At 51.2% G+C, this 17,646-nt stretch carries 18 protein-coding genes; all 18 read right to left on the reverse strand.

What is annotated here, in order from left to right; translation table 11 throughout:
- Positions 1-55: 55 nt before the first annotated feature.
- The 18 genes from MPB2EB_RS06315 to sdhC all read right to left on the reverse strand — a co-directional run bounded on the left by MPB2EB_RS06315 (position 56) and on the right by sdhC (position 17,524).
- Positions 56-1,246, reverse strand: coding sequence for an O-succinylhomoserine sulfhydrylase (locus tag MPB2EB_RS06315; protein WP_370576590.1), 1,191 nt, complete (start codon positions 1,244-1,246; stop codon positions 56-58).
- 16 nt (positions 1,247-1,262) lie between these two features.
- Positions 1,263-2,801, reverse strand: a complete 1,539-nt coding sequence (gene purF / locus MPB2EB_RS06320) for an amidophosphoribosyltransferase (protein WP_185181499.1) — start codon at positions 2,799-2,801, stop codon at positions 1,263-1,265.
- Positions 2,802-2,922: 121 nt separating this feature from the next.
- A complete protein-coding gene (locus MPB2EB_RS06325; protein ID WP_185181500.1) occupies positions 2,923-3,429 on the reverse strand; it encodes a CvpA family protein in 507 nt (168 codons plus the stop codon).
- 8 nt (positions 3,430-3,437) lie between these two features.
- A complete protein-coding gene (locus MPB2EB_RS06330) occupies positions 3,438-4,298 on the reverse strand; it encodes an SPOR domain-containing protein (RefSeq protein WP_185181501.1) in 861 nt (286 codons plus the stop codon).
- Positions 4,299-4,352: 54 nt separating this feature from the next.
- Positions 4,353-5,681, reverse strand: a complete 1,329-nt coding sequence (gene folC, locus MPB2EB_RS06335; protein WP_185181502.1) for a bifunctional tetrahydrofolate synthase/dihydrofolate synthase — start codon at positions 5,679-5,681, stop codon at positions 4,353-4,355.
- An 84-nt stretch (positions 5,682-5,765) separates the two neighbouring features.
- On the reverse strand, positions 5,766-6,641 hold the full coding sequence (gene accD / locus MPB2EB_RS06340; protein ID WP_185181503.1) for an acetyl-CoA carboxylase, carboxyltransferase subunit beta: 876 nt from the start codon (positions 6,639-6,641) through the stop codon (positions 5,766-5,768).
- Between the two features lie 17 nt (positions 6,642-6,658).
- The gene (gene trpA / locus MPB2EB_RS06345; protein ID WP_185181504.1) at positions 6,659-7,474 is read right to left on the reverse strand and encodes a tryptophan synthase subunit alpha; all 816 of its coding nucleotides are present in this window, start codon (positions 7,472-7,474) and stop codon (positions 6,659-6,661) included.
- A gap of 13 nt (positions 7,475-7,487) precedes the next feature.
- Complete coding sequence (gene trpB / locus MPB2EB_RS06350; protein ID WP_185181505.1) at positions 7,488-8,681, reverse strand: tryptophan synthase subunit beta; 1,194 nt, start codon at positions 8,679-8,681, stop codon at positions 7,488-7,490.
- A 23-nt stretch (positions 8,682-8,704) separates the two neighbouring features.
- Positions 8,705-9,394 (reverse strand): phosphoribosylanthranilate isomerase, encoded by a 690-nt coding sequence (locus MPB2EB_RS06355; RefSeq protein WP_185181506.1) that lies wholly within the window; start codon positions 9,392-9,394, stop codon positions 8,705-8,707.
- Positions 9,376-10,182, reverse strand: coding sequence for a tRNA pseudouridine(38-40) synthase TruA (gene truA / locus MPB2EB_RS06360; protein WP_185181507.1), 807 nt, complete (start codon positions 10,180-10,182; stop codon positions 9,376-9,378). Before truA ends, MPB2EB_RS06355 begins: the two co-directional genes overlap by 19 nt.
- A 38-nt stretch (positions 10,183-10,220) precedes the next feature.
- Entirely contained in the window at positions 10,221-11,348 is a 1,128-nt protein-coding gene (gene asd, locus MPB2EB_RS06365; protein ID WP_185181508.1) for an aspartate-semialdehyde dehydrogenase, read from the reverse strand.
- 32 nt (positions 11,349-11,380) lie between these two features.
- A complete protein-coding gene (leuB, locus tag MPB2EB_RS06370; RefSeq protein ID WP_185181509.1) occupies positions 11,381-12,454 on the reverse strand; it encodes a 3-isopropylmalate dehydrogenase in 1,074 nt (357 codons plus the stop codon).
- A 5-nt stretch (positions 12,455-12,459) separates the two neighbouring features.
- A complete protein-coding gene (locus MPB2EB_RS06375; protein ID WP_185181510.1) occupies positions 12,460-13,761 on the reverse strand; it encodes a citrate synthase in 1,302 nt (433 codons plus the stop codon).
- A 98-nt stretch (positions 13,762-13,859) separates the two neighbouring features.
- Positions 13,860-14,132 (reverse strand): succinate dehydrogenase assembly factor 2, encoded by a 273-nt coding sequence (locus MPB2EB_RS06380; protein ID WP_185181511.1) that lies wholly within the window; start codon positions 14,130-14,132, stop codon positions 13,860-13,862.
- 26 nt (positions 14,133-14,158) lie between these two features.
- Positions 14,159-14,863 (reverse strand): succinate dehydrogenase iron-sulfur subunit, encoded by a 705-nt coding sequence (locus tag MPB2EB_RS06385; RefSeq protein WP_026921345.1) that lies wholly within the window; start codon positions 14,861-14,863, stop codon positions 14,159-14,161.
- Between the two features lie 103 nt (positions 14,864-14,966).
- Positions 14,967-16,742: a succinate dehydrogenase flavoprotein subunit gene (gene sdhA, locus MPB2EB_RS06390; RefSeq protein WP_185181512.1), complete on the reverse strand. Its 1,776-nt coding sequence runs from the start codon at positions 16,740-16,742 to the stop codon at positions 14,967-14,969.
- A 2-nt stretch (positions 16,743-16,744) separates the two neighbouring features.
- Positions 16,745-17,113, reverse strand: a complete 369-nt coding sequence (gene sdhD / locus MPB2EB_RS06395; RefSeq protein WP_026921347.1) for a succinate dehydrogenase, hydrophobic membrane anchor protein — start codon at positions 17,111-17,113, stop codon at positions 16,745-16,747.
- Positions 17,114-17,524 (reverse strand): succinate dehydrogenase, cytochrome b556 subunit, encoded by a 411-nt coding sequence (gene sdhC, locus MPB2EB_RS06400; RefSeq protein WP_185181513.1) that lies wholly within the window; start codon positions 17,522-17,524, stop codon positions 17,114-17,116.
- Positions 17,525-17,646: the final 122 nt, after the last annotated feature.

Raw genomic sequence — 17,646 nt, forward strand, 5'->3', positions numbered from 1 at the left:
GATCGAACATTACGTAGCTTGCCTGCTTAGCCTAACGACGAATCACCGTTCCTAATTACTTCCCCAACCCACGCGCTAAATCCTGCCGCAGATCATCGCTATGCTCAAGCCCAACCGCCAGCCGAATCAAACCTTCGGTAATCCCTGCTGCCGCGCGGGCTTGTGGCGAAATGCGGCTATGTGTGGTGGTCGCTGGATGTGTGATGGTGGTGCGCGTGTCGCCTAGATTACCGGTGATTGAACAGAGGCGGGTTTGATCCATCAGGCGCCAGGCATTGGCGCGCTTCGCTTCGGGGGTAGCACCTTTGACCTCGAATGACAGTAATGCCCCTCCTGCGCGCTGTTGCCGCTGAGCAAGTTCATATTGTGGGTGCGAAGGCAGGCCTGGGTAAAAGACTTGATCAACCACTGGCTGAGTCAACAGCCATTGCGCAAGCGTAAGAGCATTTTTAGATTGGCGCTCAAGCCGCACGGTCAGGGTTTCCATCCCTTTGAGTAGTATCCACGCGTTAAAAGCGGACAGAGTTGGCCCAGTATTGCGCACAAATGGAAGGATTTTTTCTTGCATTAGGGCTTTAGAGCCCACTATGGCGCCACCCAATACGCGGCCCTGCCCATCTAGATATTTTGTTGCCGAATGCACAACCAAATCTGCGCCAAGTTTGAGTGGTTGTTGTAGCGCTGGCGTGCATAAGCAATTGTCAACGACAAGCAAAGCGTTTGCCGCTTTGGCAATGTCTCCAATTTTTTTAAGATCAGCGATTTCCGTCAGCGGATTAGAGGGAGTCTCGAGAAAAAACATTTTTGTCTCAGGCCGCACCGCACTTTGCCAGGCCTGATGATCCGTCAGATCGACAAATGTCGTATGAATCCCAAAGCGACTAAAAAGTGTTGAGAACATATTGATGGTCGAGCCAAAAATACTGCGCGAGCTGACCAGGTGGTCTCCTGTTTGCAACACTCCCATGACAGCTGCCATGATGGCGCTCATTCCAGATGCCGTCGCCACGCACATCTCTCCGCCTTCAAGTGCGGCAAGCCGACGCTGAAACATGTCAACGCTCGGGTTGGCAAAACGCGAATAGGTGTAATGTTCTTCGGTTGAGTTGGCAAAGCTTTTAGCGGCTTCGGCAGCGCTGGCAAAGCAAAAGCTTGAGGTTAAAAAAAGCGCCTCCGAATGCTCATTGAATTCCGTACGCAGGCTGCCGGCGCGAACAGCTAGCGTATCAAAATTAAACTCATCCATGATCAGTCCAAATTATTTATTCCGCTGACAATTGCAAATGCAATTGCGAAAATGCTTTTTCATGGTCCGCGTTCGCATCGCGCTCGCTAAGCGCTGCTGGTGCCAGCCGCGCCAACTCTAGGCTATTCAAATAATCTGGCGTAACATCGTTGGTTATATAGCGGCCATCAAAACACGCCGCTTCAAAAGAAGTAAGCGCCGAATTCAAATCGCGCACAGCTTGTTTCATGGCTGCTACGTCTTGATAAATGAGTTGGTCGGCACCAATGATACGCGCCACTTCTTCGTCGCTACGACCGTGGGCGACAAGCTCCCCCCGGGTTGGCATATCAATGCCATAGACATTCGGAAATTTAACCGGTGGCGCTGCAGAGGCAAAGATGACTTTGTTAGCGCCCGCGTCGCGCGCCATTTGGACGATTTCTTGGCTGGTTGTGCCGCGCACGATTGAGTCATCGACAATCAACACATTGCGGCCTTTAAACTCAACCGGCATCGCATTGAGCTTTTGGCGCACTGACTTTTTGCGCACCGCTTGACCCGGCATAATAAAAGTACGACCTACGTAGCGATTCTTAAAAAAGCCTTCGCGGTATTCAATGCCCAACCGATTCGCCACCTGCATTGCGGCTGGCCGGCTTGAATCAGGTATGGGCATCACGACATCTATATCTCCAGCCGAGATTACGCGCTCGATTTTTTGCGCTAGATAGTCACCCATGCGCAGCCGCGCATTATAAACGGGCACGCCATCCAGGCAAGAATCTGGGCGCGCCAAATACACGTATTCGAAAATACAGGGATTAAGGCTTGGCGCAGGCGCACACTGACGACTATAAAAATCGCCATCAAAGCTAATAAAAATCGCTTCGCCCGGGGCTACATCACGCACCAACTCAAAGCCAAGCCCTTCAATCGCCACGGATTCAGACGCACAGATCCATTCGTCACCCTGCTCGGTTTCAAGTTTACCCACACAAAGCGGGCGAATGCCGTAAGGGTCACGAAAGGCTAACAGACCATAACCCGCAATAATTGCGACAATCGCGTATGAACCCCGTACACGCTGGTGTACCCCGCTGACAGCTTTAAACAACATCTCAGGATCTAGCGAGTAACCCGCGCTCGCCATCTGCAATTCATGCGCCAGTACATTCAGCAAAACTTCTGTATCGGAATGAGTATTAATATGGCGCCGGTCAATCCGAAACAGCTCGTCTTTTAATTGCCGAGAGTTCGTCAAATTGCCGTTATGGGCCAAAATAATCCCATATGGCGCATTCACATAAAAAGGCTGCGCTTCTTCTTGGCTACTGACTGAGCCCGCCGTTGGGTAACGCACCTGGCCAACGCCGCATGTGCCAGGCAACGAGCGCATATTACGCGTCCGAAAAGCATCACGCACCATGCCATTGGCTTTATGCATATAGAAGGTATTGCCATTTGCTGTGGCGATACCCGCAGCGTCCTGACCACGATGTTGCAACAACAACAGGCTGTCATACAGCAACTGATTAACCGGAGATTTTGAAACTACACCTACAATGCCACACATGGCGGGTCCTTCAAATGACACAAATTTTGACTATATTCTTGTTTTAGAGTGCCTAACTAGCTTGCCAACGGCTATTTACTGCCTCTTTAACACTTTTGAGCAACGGCACAATCATTTTACTTCATTCGTGATGTACCTGCACATAACGCGCTAGCGCATCGGGCAGCATGCGTTTCATAATCCGCACTCCCGACTCTACATAAGGACGGAGTAATGCTTCACGCCAAAATCGTTGTTGGGGCAAATCCGTTATGCTCGCCAGCACTGCCGCCAACGCGACTACCAGCACGAAACCGCGCAATAAACCGAAAAGCATACCCAATGATGAGTTAAGCGTGCCCAGTCCAACCACACCGACGAGCCGGTTCAGTAAGACATTCAGCACACTTGCGGCGAGCAACACAACGATCACAATGAGCGCAAACGCCAATGCAAACTGCGTCCATTGGCCCCCCGGCCAATGCGCTGGCAGATAAGGCGCAACCCTGCTCACACCCTTTACGGCAATGATAAAAGCGACGATCCAACCAATCAAACCCAAGGTTTCAGCCACTAAACCGCGCCATAAGCCGCGCAAAACCGAAAAACCAAGCACCAGCAACACAATAAAGTCGAATATCGTCAGCATGAGCGCCCCTATTTAGCCGTTTGTTTAGTGGTTTTTAGATTCATCTGAGCCAATCCAAGCTCTCGAATACGTTTGCTTGCTGCCTCAGCACTTGCGCGATCGTTAAAAGGTCCGGCACGCACAAAAAACTGTTGGCTGCCATTAGGCAACTTCTTACGCTCTAAATAAGCAGGTATATTCGCCGCCTTTAAGCGCTCCGCCCAGGCGCGAGCGCGCGGCTCGTCATTTAAAGCGCCTAGCTGAACTGCAAAACGATTGTTAGGGAGTGCGCTGGCCCCCTTTGCGGCCATTTGCGGGTTCGTTTTTATACGTGGGTTAGCTTGCGTGGAAGGGGCTGTAGCAAGCGACGGCAAATTCGTTGCCGTAGAGAGTGGAGCGGGCTTACGAGTTGGCTGAACGGGCTGACTAGGCGTAACAGATGGCAGCGCCGAAGGCGCTTTTGCCGCTAGATTGTTTGTATTGGGGATAGACTTTTGCGCAGCAAAAGGTGTTGCGGGCTTATCCGGAACACTTAAAGACTTCTCTGGATTCAATGCCGACGCTGGCGTCATTTTAGCCGGAGCCGCCACGTGGATTGCGATGTCATCAATGGGTGGCCTAGGACCGGGTTCCAGCACTTTAGATAAAATCACTATGGCGACAGCCACCAGCACTACCGCCCCCAGTAAGCGGCTACGCGCACGGCGCTTTTCTAGCAGTAGCGGATCGAGTAGGGCTTCTTGTCCAGCGTTGCGTGCACTGCGTTTTTCACGCGGCTGCGCCTTTTCACGGGCCGCTGCGGCCTTGTCTGAGCGCCCTGCCCGCACATCATATGCACCGTTTGCAGTACGCCGCTCATTACCTTTACTGCCGAACGAGAAAAATCCCATAAATGGCTTAAACCACGTTACCTTGCACCATGAAATTTTGGAAGGTCCACCCATTTATGACTGGCGTTGCCGATATGCAATGACATCCGCCACCGTGTAGAAAGATCCAAAAACGATAATTCTATCATTCTCTGTGGCATTCGCTAATGCCTTTGCGTAAGCTTGTGCTGGTGTTGCAAAAGATTCGATACTGGAAGGCGGATTGAGTGCCGCGGCGCGACTTTTACCCGCGGCTTGTATTTCATGCAAAAGCGCCTCAATCAGGGTGGCAGGCGCAGCACGCGAGGTCGGCAAATCGGCGATATACCAGTAATCAATTTGATTTTTTATCAGTCGCAGGATAGCCGCAATATCTTTATCCTTCATCGCGCCAAAGACTGCGTAGGTATAGGGGAAAAACCCCATATTGCTTAGATTTTCTGCCAACGCCGCCACCGCATGAGGATTATGCGCAACGTCCAACACGACGGCCGGCTTACCAGGCAGAATCTGAAAGCGGCCCGTTAATTCCACCCGCGCTAATCCAAGCCGGATTTGTTGCGCTGAAACCGGCAAGCTATCGCGCAGCGCTTCAAGCGCCGCCAGCGCCGCAGCGCTATTTAGCAATTGATTAGCACCGCGTAAGGCCGGATACGCCAGCGCCGCGCGCGCTAGAGTGCGCCCCTTATAGCGCCATTGCTGACGTTCATTGCCCGCTTGTGCCTGATAACCAAAATCACGGCCAGCCAGCCATAAATCTGCGCCGATACGCTGAGCGTAGTCAATCAAACTATGCGGGGGCAAGGGGTCACCACAAATTGCCGGTTTGCCAGGGCGAAAAATGCCGGCCTTTTCAAAGCCAATTTTTTCGCGCGTGTCGCCCAGGTACTGAGCATGATCGATATCAATGCTGGTCACAATCGCGCAATCTGTATCGAGACTATTGACTGCGTCTAAACGCCCGCCTAAGCCGACTTCAAAAATCACGGCATCCAGTTTACTGGCGGCAAACCAGTGCGCGATCGCCAGCCAAGTAAATTCAAAGTACGTCAGCGAGATGGGGTCAGCCAAGCTATGGCGCGCGCGTTCGACGGCCTCAAAGTGGGGCAATAAGGCCGCATCAGAGGCCATCTCGCCATTGACGCGTGCCCGCTCATTAAATGACAGAAGATGAGGTGACGTATGGCAGCCAACCCGATAACCTGCAGAGAGCAAAATAGACTCAAGCAACGCACAGGTCGAACCCTTGCCATTGGTACCGGCCACGGTGATCACCGGACACTTAAAATCCAGTGCGAGAGCGTCTTTAACTTGACTGACCCGCTCCAGACTTAAATCAATGCCGAGCGGATGGGCAGTTTCAAGATGAGTCAGCCAGGCGGCTAGAGTTGGAAAAACGATCATTCAGTCGATATACCCGCAGCGTAAACCCAGCAAATCCATTATTAATCAAAGCAGTAACGCCATAAAAATGCCTAGGCCAATTTTCTAAGGAGCTATAGCATCATGCGGCTGTAACGTGAGCAACGCCAACAACTGGGCAATTTCTTCACGTAGCCGACGACGGTCAACGATCATATCAAGCGCACCCTTTTGCAGTAAAAACTCGGAGCGTTGAAAACCTTCCGGTAGTTTCTCGCGCACGGTCTGTTCAATCACGCGCGGCCCGGCAAAACCAATTAAGGCTTTAGGCTCAGCAATCACGATATCGCCTAAAAAAGCAAAGCTCGCCGAAACGCCGCCCATGGTTGGGTCAGTCAAGACGGAAATAAAGGGAAGTTTAGCTTCAGAAAGTTTGGTCAACATTGCGGTTGTTTTTGCCATTTGCATAAGAGACAGCAAACTTTCTTGCATACGCGCGCCGCCCGAAGCTGTTACGCAAATAAATGGCGCACGTTGCTCAAGCGCAACTTTCACACCGCGCGCAAAACGCTCACCAACCACCGAGCCCATTGATCCGCCCATAAAAGAAAACTCAAAACAGGCGACAACGACTGGCAAGGTATGAATCGCGCCGCCTTGCACAACTAATGCATCGGTTTCACCGGTATCTTCCATCGCCTCTTTAATGCGCTCGGTATATTTGCGGCTATCCTTGAATTTAAGCGAGTCGACCGGCACAATTTCTTGGCCAATTTCATAACGGCCCTCGGCATCCAGTAGGCTATCGATGCGTGCCCGCGCACCAATCCGCATATGATGATCGCATTTAGGGCAAACGTGCAAATTACTCTCTAGATCATTGCGATAGAGTACCGCCTCGCATGAGGGGCATTTAACCCATAGACCTTCAGGCATGCTTTTACGATTTGCCGGATTGGTCTGTTTAATTTTAGGTGGCAGTAATTTATCAAGCCAGCTCATCTTCTATCCTTAGTTTCCTAACTACGCTCTAACTTTACGTCCGTATCGAGCGCATGTCTTATTTGTGCAATAAAATCAGTGAGTAATTGTACCGCGTCTGCGGGCGGCGCTTCTGCTAGAAGTTCGACAATCCGGCTGCCCATTACAATCGCATCAGCATGGCTCGCCACAGCACATGCCGTAGCTGCATCACGAATGCCAAAACCGCCCCCCACTGGCAACGCTATCCGCGCTTTAATCGCTTTGATCTGACTGGCGACACGCGCCAACGCCGGCTGCCCTGTGCCCGTCACGCCTGTGAGCGATACATAATAGACATAACCGCTAGCCAGCTGCGCTACAGCTGCAATGCGCTCAGCAGTTGAAGTCGGTGCTAGTAAAAAAATCGGATCAATGCTATGGGCCCGCATCTGCTGCGCAAAATTTTCCGCCTCTTCGGGCGGATAATCGACCACCAGTACGCCATCGACACCTGCGGCTTGCGCCTGAGCCGGAAACCCCGCACCCATGCGTTCAATCGGGTTGGCATAACCCATGAGTACGACCGGTGTCACCGTATCGTGCTGACGAAATGCGTGCACATCAGCCAATACTTGAGTCAACGTAACGCCACGCGCTAATGCACGCTCGGATGAACGTTGAATCACCGGTCCATCCGCCATGGGGTCGGAAAACGGCACGCCCAGCTCGATAATGTCCGCTCCCCCGGCAACCAATGCATGCATATAGGTCACCGTTTTTGACAGTTCGGGGTCACCTGCTGTCATAAATGGAATCAACCCTTTACGACCTTGCGCAAATAAAGCGGCGAAAGTATTTTGAATTCGCGACATATATAAAAATGCTTTACAGTTTAATGCCAGCGGCTTCAGCAACAGTATGCATATCTTTATCCCCCCGGCCAGACAAATTAACCAGCAAGATTTTATCCTGTCCCAAGGTTGGCGCCAATTTTTGCGCATAAGCAATCGCATGGCTTGATTCAAGCGCGGGAATAATCCCTTCCATCAAACAGCAATCATGAAATGCTTGCAATGCTTCATCGTCAGTCATATTGACATAGTGTGCGCGGCCTATATCTTTAAGCCAGGCATGTTCAGGGCCCACGCCTGGATAATCGAGACCGGCCGAAACCGAATGCGTCTCTCTAATTTGCCCGTTTTCATCTTGTAATAAATAGGTTCGATTGCCATGCAATACGCCTGGCGAGCCAGCCGTAAGGGAGGCCGCATGCCGCCCTGTTGCAATCCCTGCGCCGGCCGCCTCTACGCCGATTAACTGAACCTGGGTATCCTCGATATACGGATAAAACATGCCCATCGCATTGGAGCCTCCGCCAACGCAAGCGATCACAGCGTCAGGCTGACGCCCAACCAGTTCTAACATCTGCGTTTTGCATTCATCGCCAATCACCCGCTGAAAATCCCGCACCATCATTGGATAGGGGTGCGGGCCTGCGACTGTGCCGATGATATAAAATGTGTTCTCAACCTGCGTAACCCAATCGCGCATCGCCTCGTTCAACGCGTCCTTTAAAGTCTTTGAACCCGCTTCAACTGACACGACCTGCGCGCCAAGCAACTTCATGCGATAAACATTCGCAGCTTGTCGGCGTATATCTTCAGCGCCCATATAAACAACGCATTCCATGCCAAAGCGCGCTGCGATCGTAGCTGTCGCTACTCCATGCTGACCCGCACCGGTTTCTGCAATCACGCGTGATTTGCCCATACGCTGCGCAAGCAAGGCTTGGCCCAGCACGTTATTGATTTTGTGAGCGCCAGTATGGTTCAGGTCTTCACGTTTAAAATAAATCTGGGCGCCCCCCAGTTTTTCGCTTAAACGCTGCGCATAATAAATCGGCGATGGACGGCCTACGAAATGCTTAAGTTCCGTATGATATTGAGCAATAAAATCGGGGTCTTGTTGAGATTGCTGGTAGACACGCGTTAATTGCGTCAGTGCATGAACCAAAGTCTCCGCAACAAAAATGCCCCCATATGGGCCAAAATGGCCTTGTGGATCAGGTAAGTTATACATTTGGTTCTAGGTCTCAATCCAATTTAGCAGCTATCGGCCGCCTTCACCGCGCGCATAAAGGCCGCCATTTTGCTATGATCTTTCACGCCTTTGATCTCCAAGACTTCAATTCCAGTAGATACATCAACTGCGTAAGGACGCACTCGCATAATCGCATCTCTAATGTTTTCCGCGTTTAAACCACCACTCAAAATAATCCGCGAGGCCAATGCGGTTGGAATGCACGACCAATCAAAACTTTGCCCGCTGCCTCCATATCCGTCGCTGAATGTATCGAGCAGCAGGCCATCCGCAGCAGCGTAGTGATGGGCGGTCTCTAATAATGCGGCAGACTCTGCTAAGCCGCTAGCGTTGACATGCAGAGCTCGCAGCCACGGCAAGCGCACGCTAGCGGCAAGCGTTAAGCACTGTGCAGGCGTTTCATCGCCATGAAATTGCACTATAGATAAAGGGACCGCTTCTATCGCCTGGCGTAGCATAGCTGCATCTGGATTGACGAATAATCCAACCAATGAGACAAACGGTGGCACATAGCGCGCCAATTCCGCCGCTCGAGAAAAGCTCAACGCTCGCGCACTGGCAGGATAAAATACAAAACCAATCGCATCCACACCTAAGCTCACTGCCTGCTCTATATCTTGTGGGCGCGTCAAGCCACAGAATTTAATCCGCGTGCGTGCGTGTAACCCCGTTGCTAGCTGCTGTGCGACCATACTTCTCCCCACGACTGACTCGCCAGCTCAGGCGCGGGCACGCTCAAAGCGGGCGGGTAGCCAATCTTTGCAAGATATAGGCCATCCGCCATAAAAGTGGGCGCGGCGCGGCGGCGCTCACGCGCAGCAAGTACCGTTTGCAGCCAATCAACGGATTGCCTGCCGCGACCAATTTCAACCAAACAGCCCATGATATTTCGCACCATATGATGCAAAAAGGCATTCGCCCTAAAACGAAAATGAATAAAGTGGCCCCGCGCTTCAATATCCAGCGCATATAAATGCTTACACGGCGATTTAGCCTGACATTCAGAAGAGCGAAAGGCGGAAAAATCATGCTCGCCCAGCAATATGCGCGCTGCGGCGCGCATATTGCTCAGATCAAGCTCAGCCTGGTGCACCCATCCAGCGCGGCCGGCCAAAAGGGGCGCGCGAATCGCATGCGTATACAGCACATAGTAATAAGTCCGCTCATGGGCGCTAAAGCGCGCATGAAATTCAGCGGGCACCTGCTTGGCCCATTGCACCGCAATGCTATCTGGCAAAAAAGCGTTGACACCGCGCACCCACGCAAATATAGGACGTTGCACCTCAGTGTCAAAATGCACGACCTGACCCAACGCATGCACACCCGCATCGGTCCGCCCGGCAGCGACGGTCTTCAACGGACATGTGGCAAATAATGCCAAGGCGTGTTCCAGCACATCTTGCACCGTATTGCGGTGCCGTTGCGACTGCCAACCGGAGAATGGCGTGCCGTTATATTGTAAACCTAAAGCAATACGCATCGTGGCTTACACACTCAATGCGCGCGGTTGCTTAAATTTCATGGAGCGGCCAATAAAATTCTTAGCATCCGCCGTAAAGGTTCAGCCGCGCCCCAAAGTAACTGATCACCGACCGTAAATGCGCACAGAAATTGGTTACCTAAGACCGGCTTGCGCAATCGGCCAATCGGCACGGATAACGTACCTGTAACGGCTGCCGGCGTGAGTTGATTCAGCGATGCAACGCGTTCATTTGGGACCACTTTTACCCAGTCATTCGCTGCCGCTATGGTATTTTCAATGTCAGCGAGCGGCACGTCTTGCGTGAGCTTAATGGTCAATGCTTGTGCGTGGCAACGCATCGCGCCAATACGCACGCAAATGCCATCTACAGGTACTGAGCCCGCCACGCCTAATGGTGGTTTGCCGAGAATTTTATTGGTTTCAGCGGCCCCTTTCCATTCTTCGCGCGATAAACCCTGGCCCAGGTCTTGGTCAATCCAAGGCAACAACGAGCCCGCCAACGGCGCGCCAAACTGAGCTACCGGCATTTGCTCACTGTTCATAGCAGCCAACACACTGTGATCAATGTCCAAGATGGCGGCGGTCGGATCAGCTAAGTTTTGCTTGGCCGCGCCATATAGCGTACCCATTTGTTGCAGTAATTCACGCATATTCTGAGCGCCAGCACCAGAAGCGGCCTGATAGGTCATCGCACTGACCCACTCGACTAAACCCGCGCGAAAAAGACCGCCAAGCGCCATTAACATGAGACTAACTGTGCAATTGCCACCAATATAATTTTTAACACCACGGCCTAATGCGTCTTTAATCACGTGCGCATTGACTGGGTCTAAGATAATGACGGCATCCTCTTCCATCCGCAGCGAAGAAGCAGCATCAATCCAATACCCCCCCCAACCCGCCGCGCGCAGCTTGGGAAATATCTCCGTTGTGTAAGCGCCGCCTTGGCAAGTTATAATAATTTCACACTGCTTGAGCGCTTGAAGATCATAGGCATCTTTCAGCTTCGTTTCATTTTTAGCTAGAGACGGTGCCGCGGCACCTGCACTACTGGTACTAAAAAATAACGGTTCAATCAATGCAAAATCGTTTTCTTCGCACATGCGTTGCAGCAAAACTGAGCCCACCATGCCGCGCCAACCCACCAAACCAACAGTCTTCATCTTTTTACTCATTTAATACCCAGTTGCTCAAGCTACGCCAGTGCCTTAACCACCGCCTCACCCATTGCTTGAGTACCCACTTTATGCATACCCGGGGTCCAAATATCCGCTGTACGCAATCCTTGCGCCAATACCTTTTTGACCGCAGCTTCAATCCGATCAGCCTGCTGCGGCTGCTGCAATGAATAGCGCAACATCATCGCTGCCGATAAAATCGTCGCCAACGGATTAGCTAAATCCTGACCGGCTATATCCGGCGCCGAACCGTGCGCCGGCTCATACAGCCCTTTATGGCCCGCGCTCAGCGAAGCAGAAGGCAACATCCCAATCGAACCGGTTAACATCGCTACTTGATCAGAAAGAATATCTCCAAATAAATTGCCGGTCACAATCACGTCGAATGACTTAGGCGCTCGCACCAACTGCATCGCTGCGTTATCGACATACAGATGCGACAGCGCAACATCCGGGTAGTCTTGCGCCACATCAATGACTGTTTCACGCCACAATTGAGAGGTCTCAAGCACATTGGCTTTATCCACGCTAGTCAGCCGCCGGCTGCGTTTTTGCGCGGCCTGAAATGCGACCTGGGCAATCCGGCGCACTTCAGGCTCGCTGTAGCGCATCGTATCAAAACCTTCACGGCAACCTTTAAAAGGGCCATCCGGCGCCGGCCGGATTCCACGCGGCTGGCCAAAATAAATATCGCCGCTCAATTCGCGCACAATTAAAATATCCAGGCCATCGACAATTTCTGGTTTCAAAGACGAAGCCAGCGCAAGTTCTGCGTAGAGAACCGCCGGACGCAAATTAGCGAATAATTGCAAATGCTTGCGCAAACCTAAAATGGCTTGTTCAGGGCGCAATTCACGCGGCAGAGTATCGTATTTCCAATCGCCCACCGCGCCAAATAAAATCGCATCCGCGGCCTGCGCCAACGCTAGCGTTGCTGCGGGCAAGGGGTGTCCATCCGCTTCATAGCCGGCGCCCCCCACTGGCGCTTGTTCAAAGTCAAAAGAGACGTCAAGCGCCTCCAGAACCTTGAGCGCTTGCGCCACAATCTCCGGGCCGATCCCATCCCCTGCCAAGACTGCGATTTTAGTCATTTTCGCTACCGCTGCTCAATTGGTTTGGCTTCACGCGGTGTCCGCCCAACAAAAAGCTGACGTGGTCGGCCAATTTTTTGGTCCGGCTCAGAAATCATTTCATTCCATTGAGCAATCCAACCAATTGTGCGCGCCATAGCGAAAATGCAAGTGAACATCGAAGTTGGAATACCCAATGCACGTTGCACAATGCCTGAATAGAAATCGACATTAGGGTAAAGTTTGCGGGAGACAAAATATTCGTCTTCGAGCGCAATTTTTTCTAGCTCCATCGCCAATTTGAAGAGCGGCTCGTCATGCAAGCCTAACTCTTCCAGCACATCGTGGCACGTCTCGCGCATGAGCTTAGCGCGTGGATCATAGTTCTTATAGACGCGATGGCCAAAGCCCATTAATTTTACGCTTGATTGCTTATCTTTAACCTGCCGAATAAACTCTGGAATCCGTTCTGGCGAGCCAATTTCTTCTAGCATATTCAGCGCGGCTTCATTCGCCCCGCCATGCGCAGGCCCCCATAGACACGCAATACCTGCCGCCACGCAAGCGAATGGGTTAGCGCCGGACGACCCGGCCAGCCGTACCGTTGAGGTTGAAGCATTTTGCTCATGGTCGGCATGCAAAATCAAAATGCGGTCAAGAGCACGTACCAAGACATCGTTGATCTTATATTCTTCGCACGGATTGGCGAACATCATGCGCATAAAATTAGCGCTATAAGACAGCTCATTGAGCGGGTATACGAACGGCATTCCAGTATTATATTTATAAGCCATCGCAACCAACGTTGGTAGTTTAGCGATGAGCCGGATGGCCGATACTTCGCGGTGGCGCGCATCATTAATATTTAATGAATCATGATAAAACGCAGATAGAGCGCCAACACAACCCGTTAGTACTGCCATGGGATGCGAATCGCGCCGAAAGCCCCGGAAAAAAAACTGCATCTGCTCATGCACCATCGTATGCTTAGTGACAAGCTCGCTAAATTCTCGCTTCTGCTCCAAATTGGGCAAATCGCCTTTTAATAGTAAATGGCAAACATCTAAGAAATCGCCATGCACCGCAAGCTGCTCAATCGGATAGCCGCGATGCAGGAGTTCGCCTTTCTCGCCATCGATATAGGTAATGGCTGAATTACAGGCTGCCGTAGACATAAAACCAGGATCATATGTAAATTTTCCAGTCTGACCATATAGTTTACGAATATCGATCGCATCAGGACCAAGTGTCCCCTGGTAAATTGGCAGCTCAACGCTGGGCGAGCCATCACTAAAAGAAAGCGTCGCTTTTACATCGGATGGAGTCATAAGCGTCCTCGAGTTAAAAAATGGCATAGCGGATGTTGCAACAAAGCAAACCGTGGGCTTGCCTAGGCTTTACAATGAAACTAGAGTATGTAGTTCATTTAACTAGCGCGTAACAGCGCCAGCACACGTAATCCGTCTGAACTGGCGAACTCACCCTGTGGCTGCGTTCGAGCAAGGAGTAAATCTAACAAATCGTTATCGCTGAGCTCCAATAGCCGAGTTAATGCCCCCACTTCGGCATTGCTTAGCTCATGCTCATGACGACTAAAGAAACGTTCAATGATGAGATCGTTTTCAAGCAGCCCGCGCCGTGCCCGCCAACGCAAGCGGGCGCGTTGCAGTGGGTCTGCTTGATGGGAAGCGCTTTCCATTTTAGCTAGCGGCTCGAAACGGATGCTTAGATTGCACGACGCACCATAAGTTCTTTGATTTTACCAATCGCCTTCGTCGGATTCAGCCCCTTCGGGCAAACGTCAACACAATTCATAATGGTGTGGCAACGGAATAAGCGATAAGGATCCTCTAGATTATCTAAGCGCTCTCCGGTCGCTTGATCCCGGCTGTCCGCGATAAAACGATACGCTTGCAATAAACCAGCCGGCCCGACGAACTTGTCTGGATTCCACCAAAAGCTCGGGCAAGAGGTTGAGCAACTGGCACATAAAATACATTCATACAGCCCATCCAGTTCATTACGCTCTTGTGGCGATTGTAAGCGCTCTTTCTCGGGCAAGGGCTCATCATTAATCAAATAAGGCTTAATTGAATGGTATTGATCAAAGAAATGCGTAAAATCACAAATCAAATCGCGCACGACAGGCAATCCCGGCAATGGTCTGAGCGTAATGCGTTGCGGCAGTTCATTCATATTAGTCAGGCAGGCCAGACCATTCTTGCCATTAATATTCATTGCATCCGAGCCACATACGCCTTCGCGGCATGAGCGACGAAACGCCAACGACTCGTCAATGGATTTCAGCTTGATCAACGCATCGAGCAGCATTTTGTCATGCGCGTCGAGTTCAAGTTCGTAAGTCTGCATACGCGGCGCGGCGTCTTGGTCTGGATCGTAGCGATAAATCTCAAAAATACGTTTTGTCATCTCGAATTTCCGTTAGCCTAACTTAAAGCACCCACACACTGTATGTACAAACTTGTTATGCTTGATGCTTAAGTCCGGCCTATCTAGCAAAAATAAGGCATACTTAAAAGGTGCGCGCTTTGGGCGGTACAGTTTCAACTGTCAGCGGCTTCATTTGCACGGGTTTATAGTCCAAACGATTATCTGCGCTATACCAAAGAGTATGGTGCATCCAATCTATGTCGTTGCGCTCTGGGTAATCGCGGTGCGCATGTGCGCCACGGCTTTCTTTACGCGCTTCGGCTGAAGTCGTCGTGGCCCGCGCTACTTCAATCAAATTAGCCAATTCTAGGGCTTCAACCCGTGCTGTATTAAATACTTTTGATTTATCTCGCAAATGGACGTGCTGCACACGCTCAGCCAGCTCAGTCATCTTTACAACGCCCTCCGCCAATAGATCATTGGTTCGAAAAACACCCACATGGTCTTGCATGGTCTGACGAATATCACCCGCAATATGCTGCGTATATTCGCCAGCCGTACTTGCCTCAAGCTTAGCTAAACGCGCTAGCGCGCGCTCAGCGGCATCCCCTGGCAATGGCCTATGTTCACGTTGGGCGCTCACTTGCTTAATAATATGGTTGCCCGCGGCCCGGCCAAACACCACTAAATCCAGCAATGAATTGGTGCCAAGACGATTCGCGCCATGCACGGATACGCACGAACATTCGCCAACCGCGTAAAAACCATTAATTGGGGCTTGGTTATTGCCATTCCCAGCGACGACTTGGCCGTTAATGTTAGTCGGAATACCCCCCATTTGATAATGAATCGTGGGCACAACTGGAATCGCCTCTAAAATACAATCCACATTAGCAAATTTCAGGGCGATTTCACGGATTGATGGCAATCTTTTAACGATCGTCTCAGCCCCAATATGGGATAGATCCAATAGCACGTGGTCCCGCCGTGGGCCACACCCGCGACCTTCTTTAATTTCTTGATCCATGGCCCGCGAAACAAAATCGCGTGGCGCTAAATCTTTCAAGGTCGGAGCGTAACGTTCCATAAACCGTTCGCCATGGGCATTACGCAAAATTCCGCCCTCGCCACGCACCCCTTCAGTAATGAGCACACCAGCGCCCGCCACGCCAGTTGGGTGAAACTGCCAGAACTCCATATCCTGGAGCGGGACACCCGCCCGCGCCGCCATCCCAAGACCATCGCCGGTATTTATAAAGGCATTCGTTGAAGCCGCATAAATGCGGCCTGCGCCACCTGTTGCAAAAAGCGTGCATTTGGCTTCTAAAATGTAAACTTCGCCGGTTTCCATTTCCAGTGCCGTCACGCCAAGTACATTCCCTTCTTGATCGCGGATGAGGTCAAGCGCCATCCACTCAACAAAAAACTGGGTTTTTGCTTTGACATTTTGTTGGTAAAGCGTATGAAGCAACGCGTGCCCCGTTCGATCCGCCGCAGCGCAAGCACGTTGCACAGGTTTCTCGCCATAATTTGCGGTATGCCCGCCAAACGGACGCTGATAGATCGTGCCATCCGGGTTACGATCAAACGGCATGCCAAAATGTTCAAGCTCATACACTGCGCGGGGCGCCTCGCGGCACATGAATTCAATCGCGTCTTGATCGCCTAGCCAATCCGAGCCTTTGATTGTGTCGTAAAAATGATAATGCCAATTGTCTTCACTCATATTGCCTAACGAGGCGCCAATTCCACCTTGAGCGGCAACCGTATGCGAACGAGTTGGAAATACCTTAGATAATACGGCAACCGACAAACCTGCCTGCGCCAATTGCAACGAGGCACGCATCCCCGAGCCTCCCGCACCGACAATCACTACATCAAAACGGCGGCGGGGCAACGTACTCTTAACAGCGACCATTCTTATACTCTCCACAGAATCTGCACGGCATAACCTGCACAGGTCAGTAGCCATACGATCGTCAATACTTGCAGCGTTAGCCGCACGCTAAGCGGTTTTACATAATCCATCCAAATATCACGCATGCCCACCCAAGCGTGATAGAAAAGCGCCAGCAGCGCAACCAAAGTGGCCGCTTTCATCCATGGCGCAGCAAAAATCGACGTCCAACCCTCATATGAAAAATTTTTTGCAGCAAAAAACCAAATGAGTAGAATCAGCGCATAGATAGCCATCACGGCCGCGCTCACCCGCTGCGCTAGCCAGTCACGTAAACCATAATGCGCGCCAACCACGAGTCGCTTAGGGCCAAAGTTATTGTGCGTTGCCATTTAATAAATTCCGAATAGTTTGAGCGCAATAGCAAGAGTGACTATTGACGAGAGGGCAAATACGACCGCCGCCGTTCTTTTACTAGAGGTTTTAGCCACCCCGCAATGCAGATCCATCAGCAAATGACGAAGACCAGCAAAGCAATGGAATATAAAAGCCCAAATGATCAATAAAAGGCTTAACTTAACCAATGCACCACTCGCAAAACCCTTTAATACTTCAAAGCTCTGCGCTGAAGCTAGGCTTTGCTCAAACAAATACAGAGAAAACGGCAAAGAAAGAAAAAGCAGTGCGCCACTAATACGGTGCAAAATTGACACGATCCCTGGCAACGGAAGCCGGTAACTGAGAATCTGTCCGATCCCAATATTACGAAATTCCGGCCTTGATTTTTTTCTAGTTTCAGCCATACGGTTAAACCTCATTGAATCCACAACCTGAGATTTTAACGCGTTTTTCGTTCATCTGACACTGGGGAGGCTTCGCATAGCTAAAGCTGGCACACAAAACGCCTGTAAATAGGGGGCCAAAC

The organism is Mycoavidus sp. B2-EB (genome assembly GCF_014218255.1).
Classification (GTDB): domain Bacteria; phylum Pseudomonadota; class Gammaproteobacteria; order Burkholderiales; family Burkholderiaceae; genus Mycoavidus.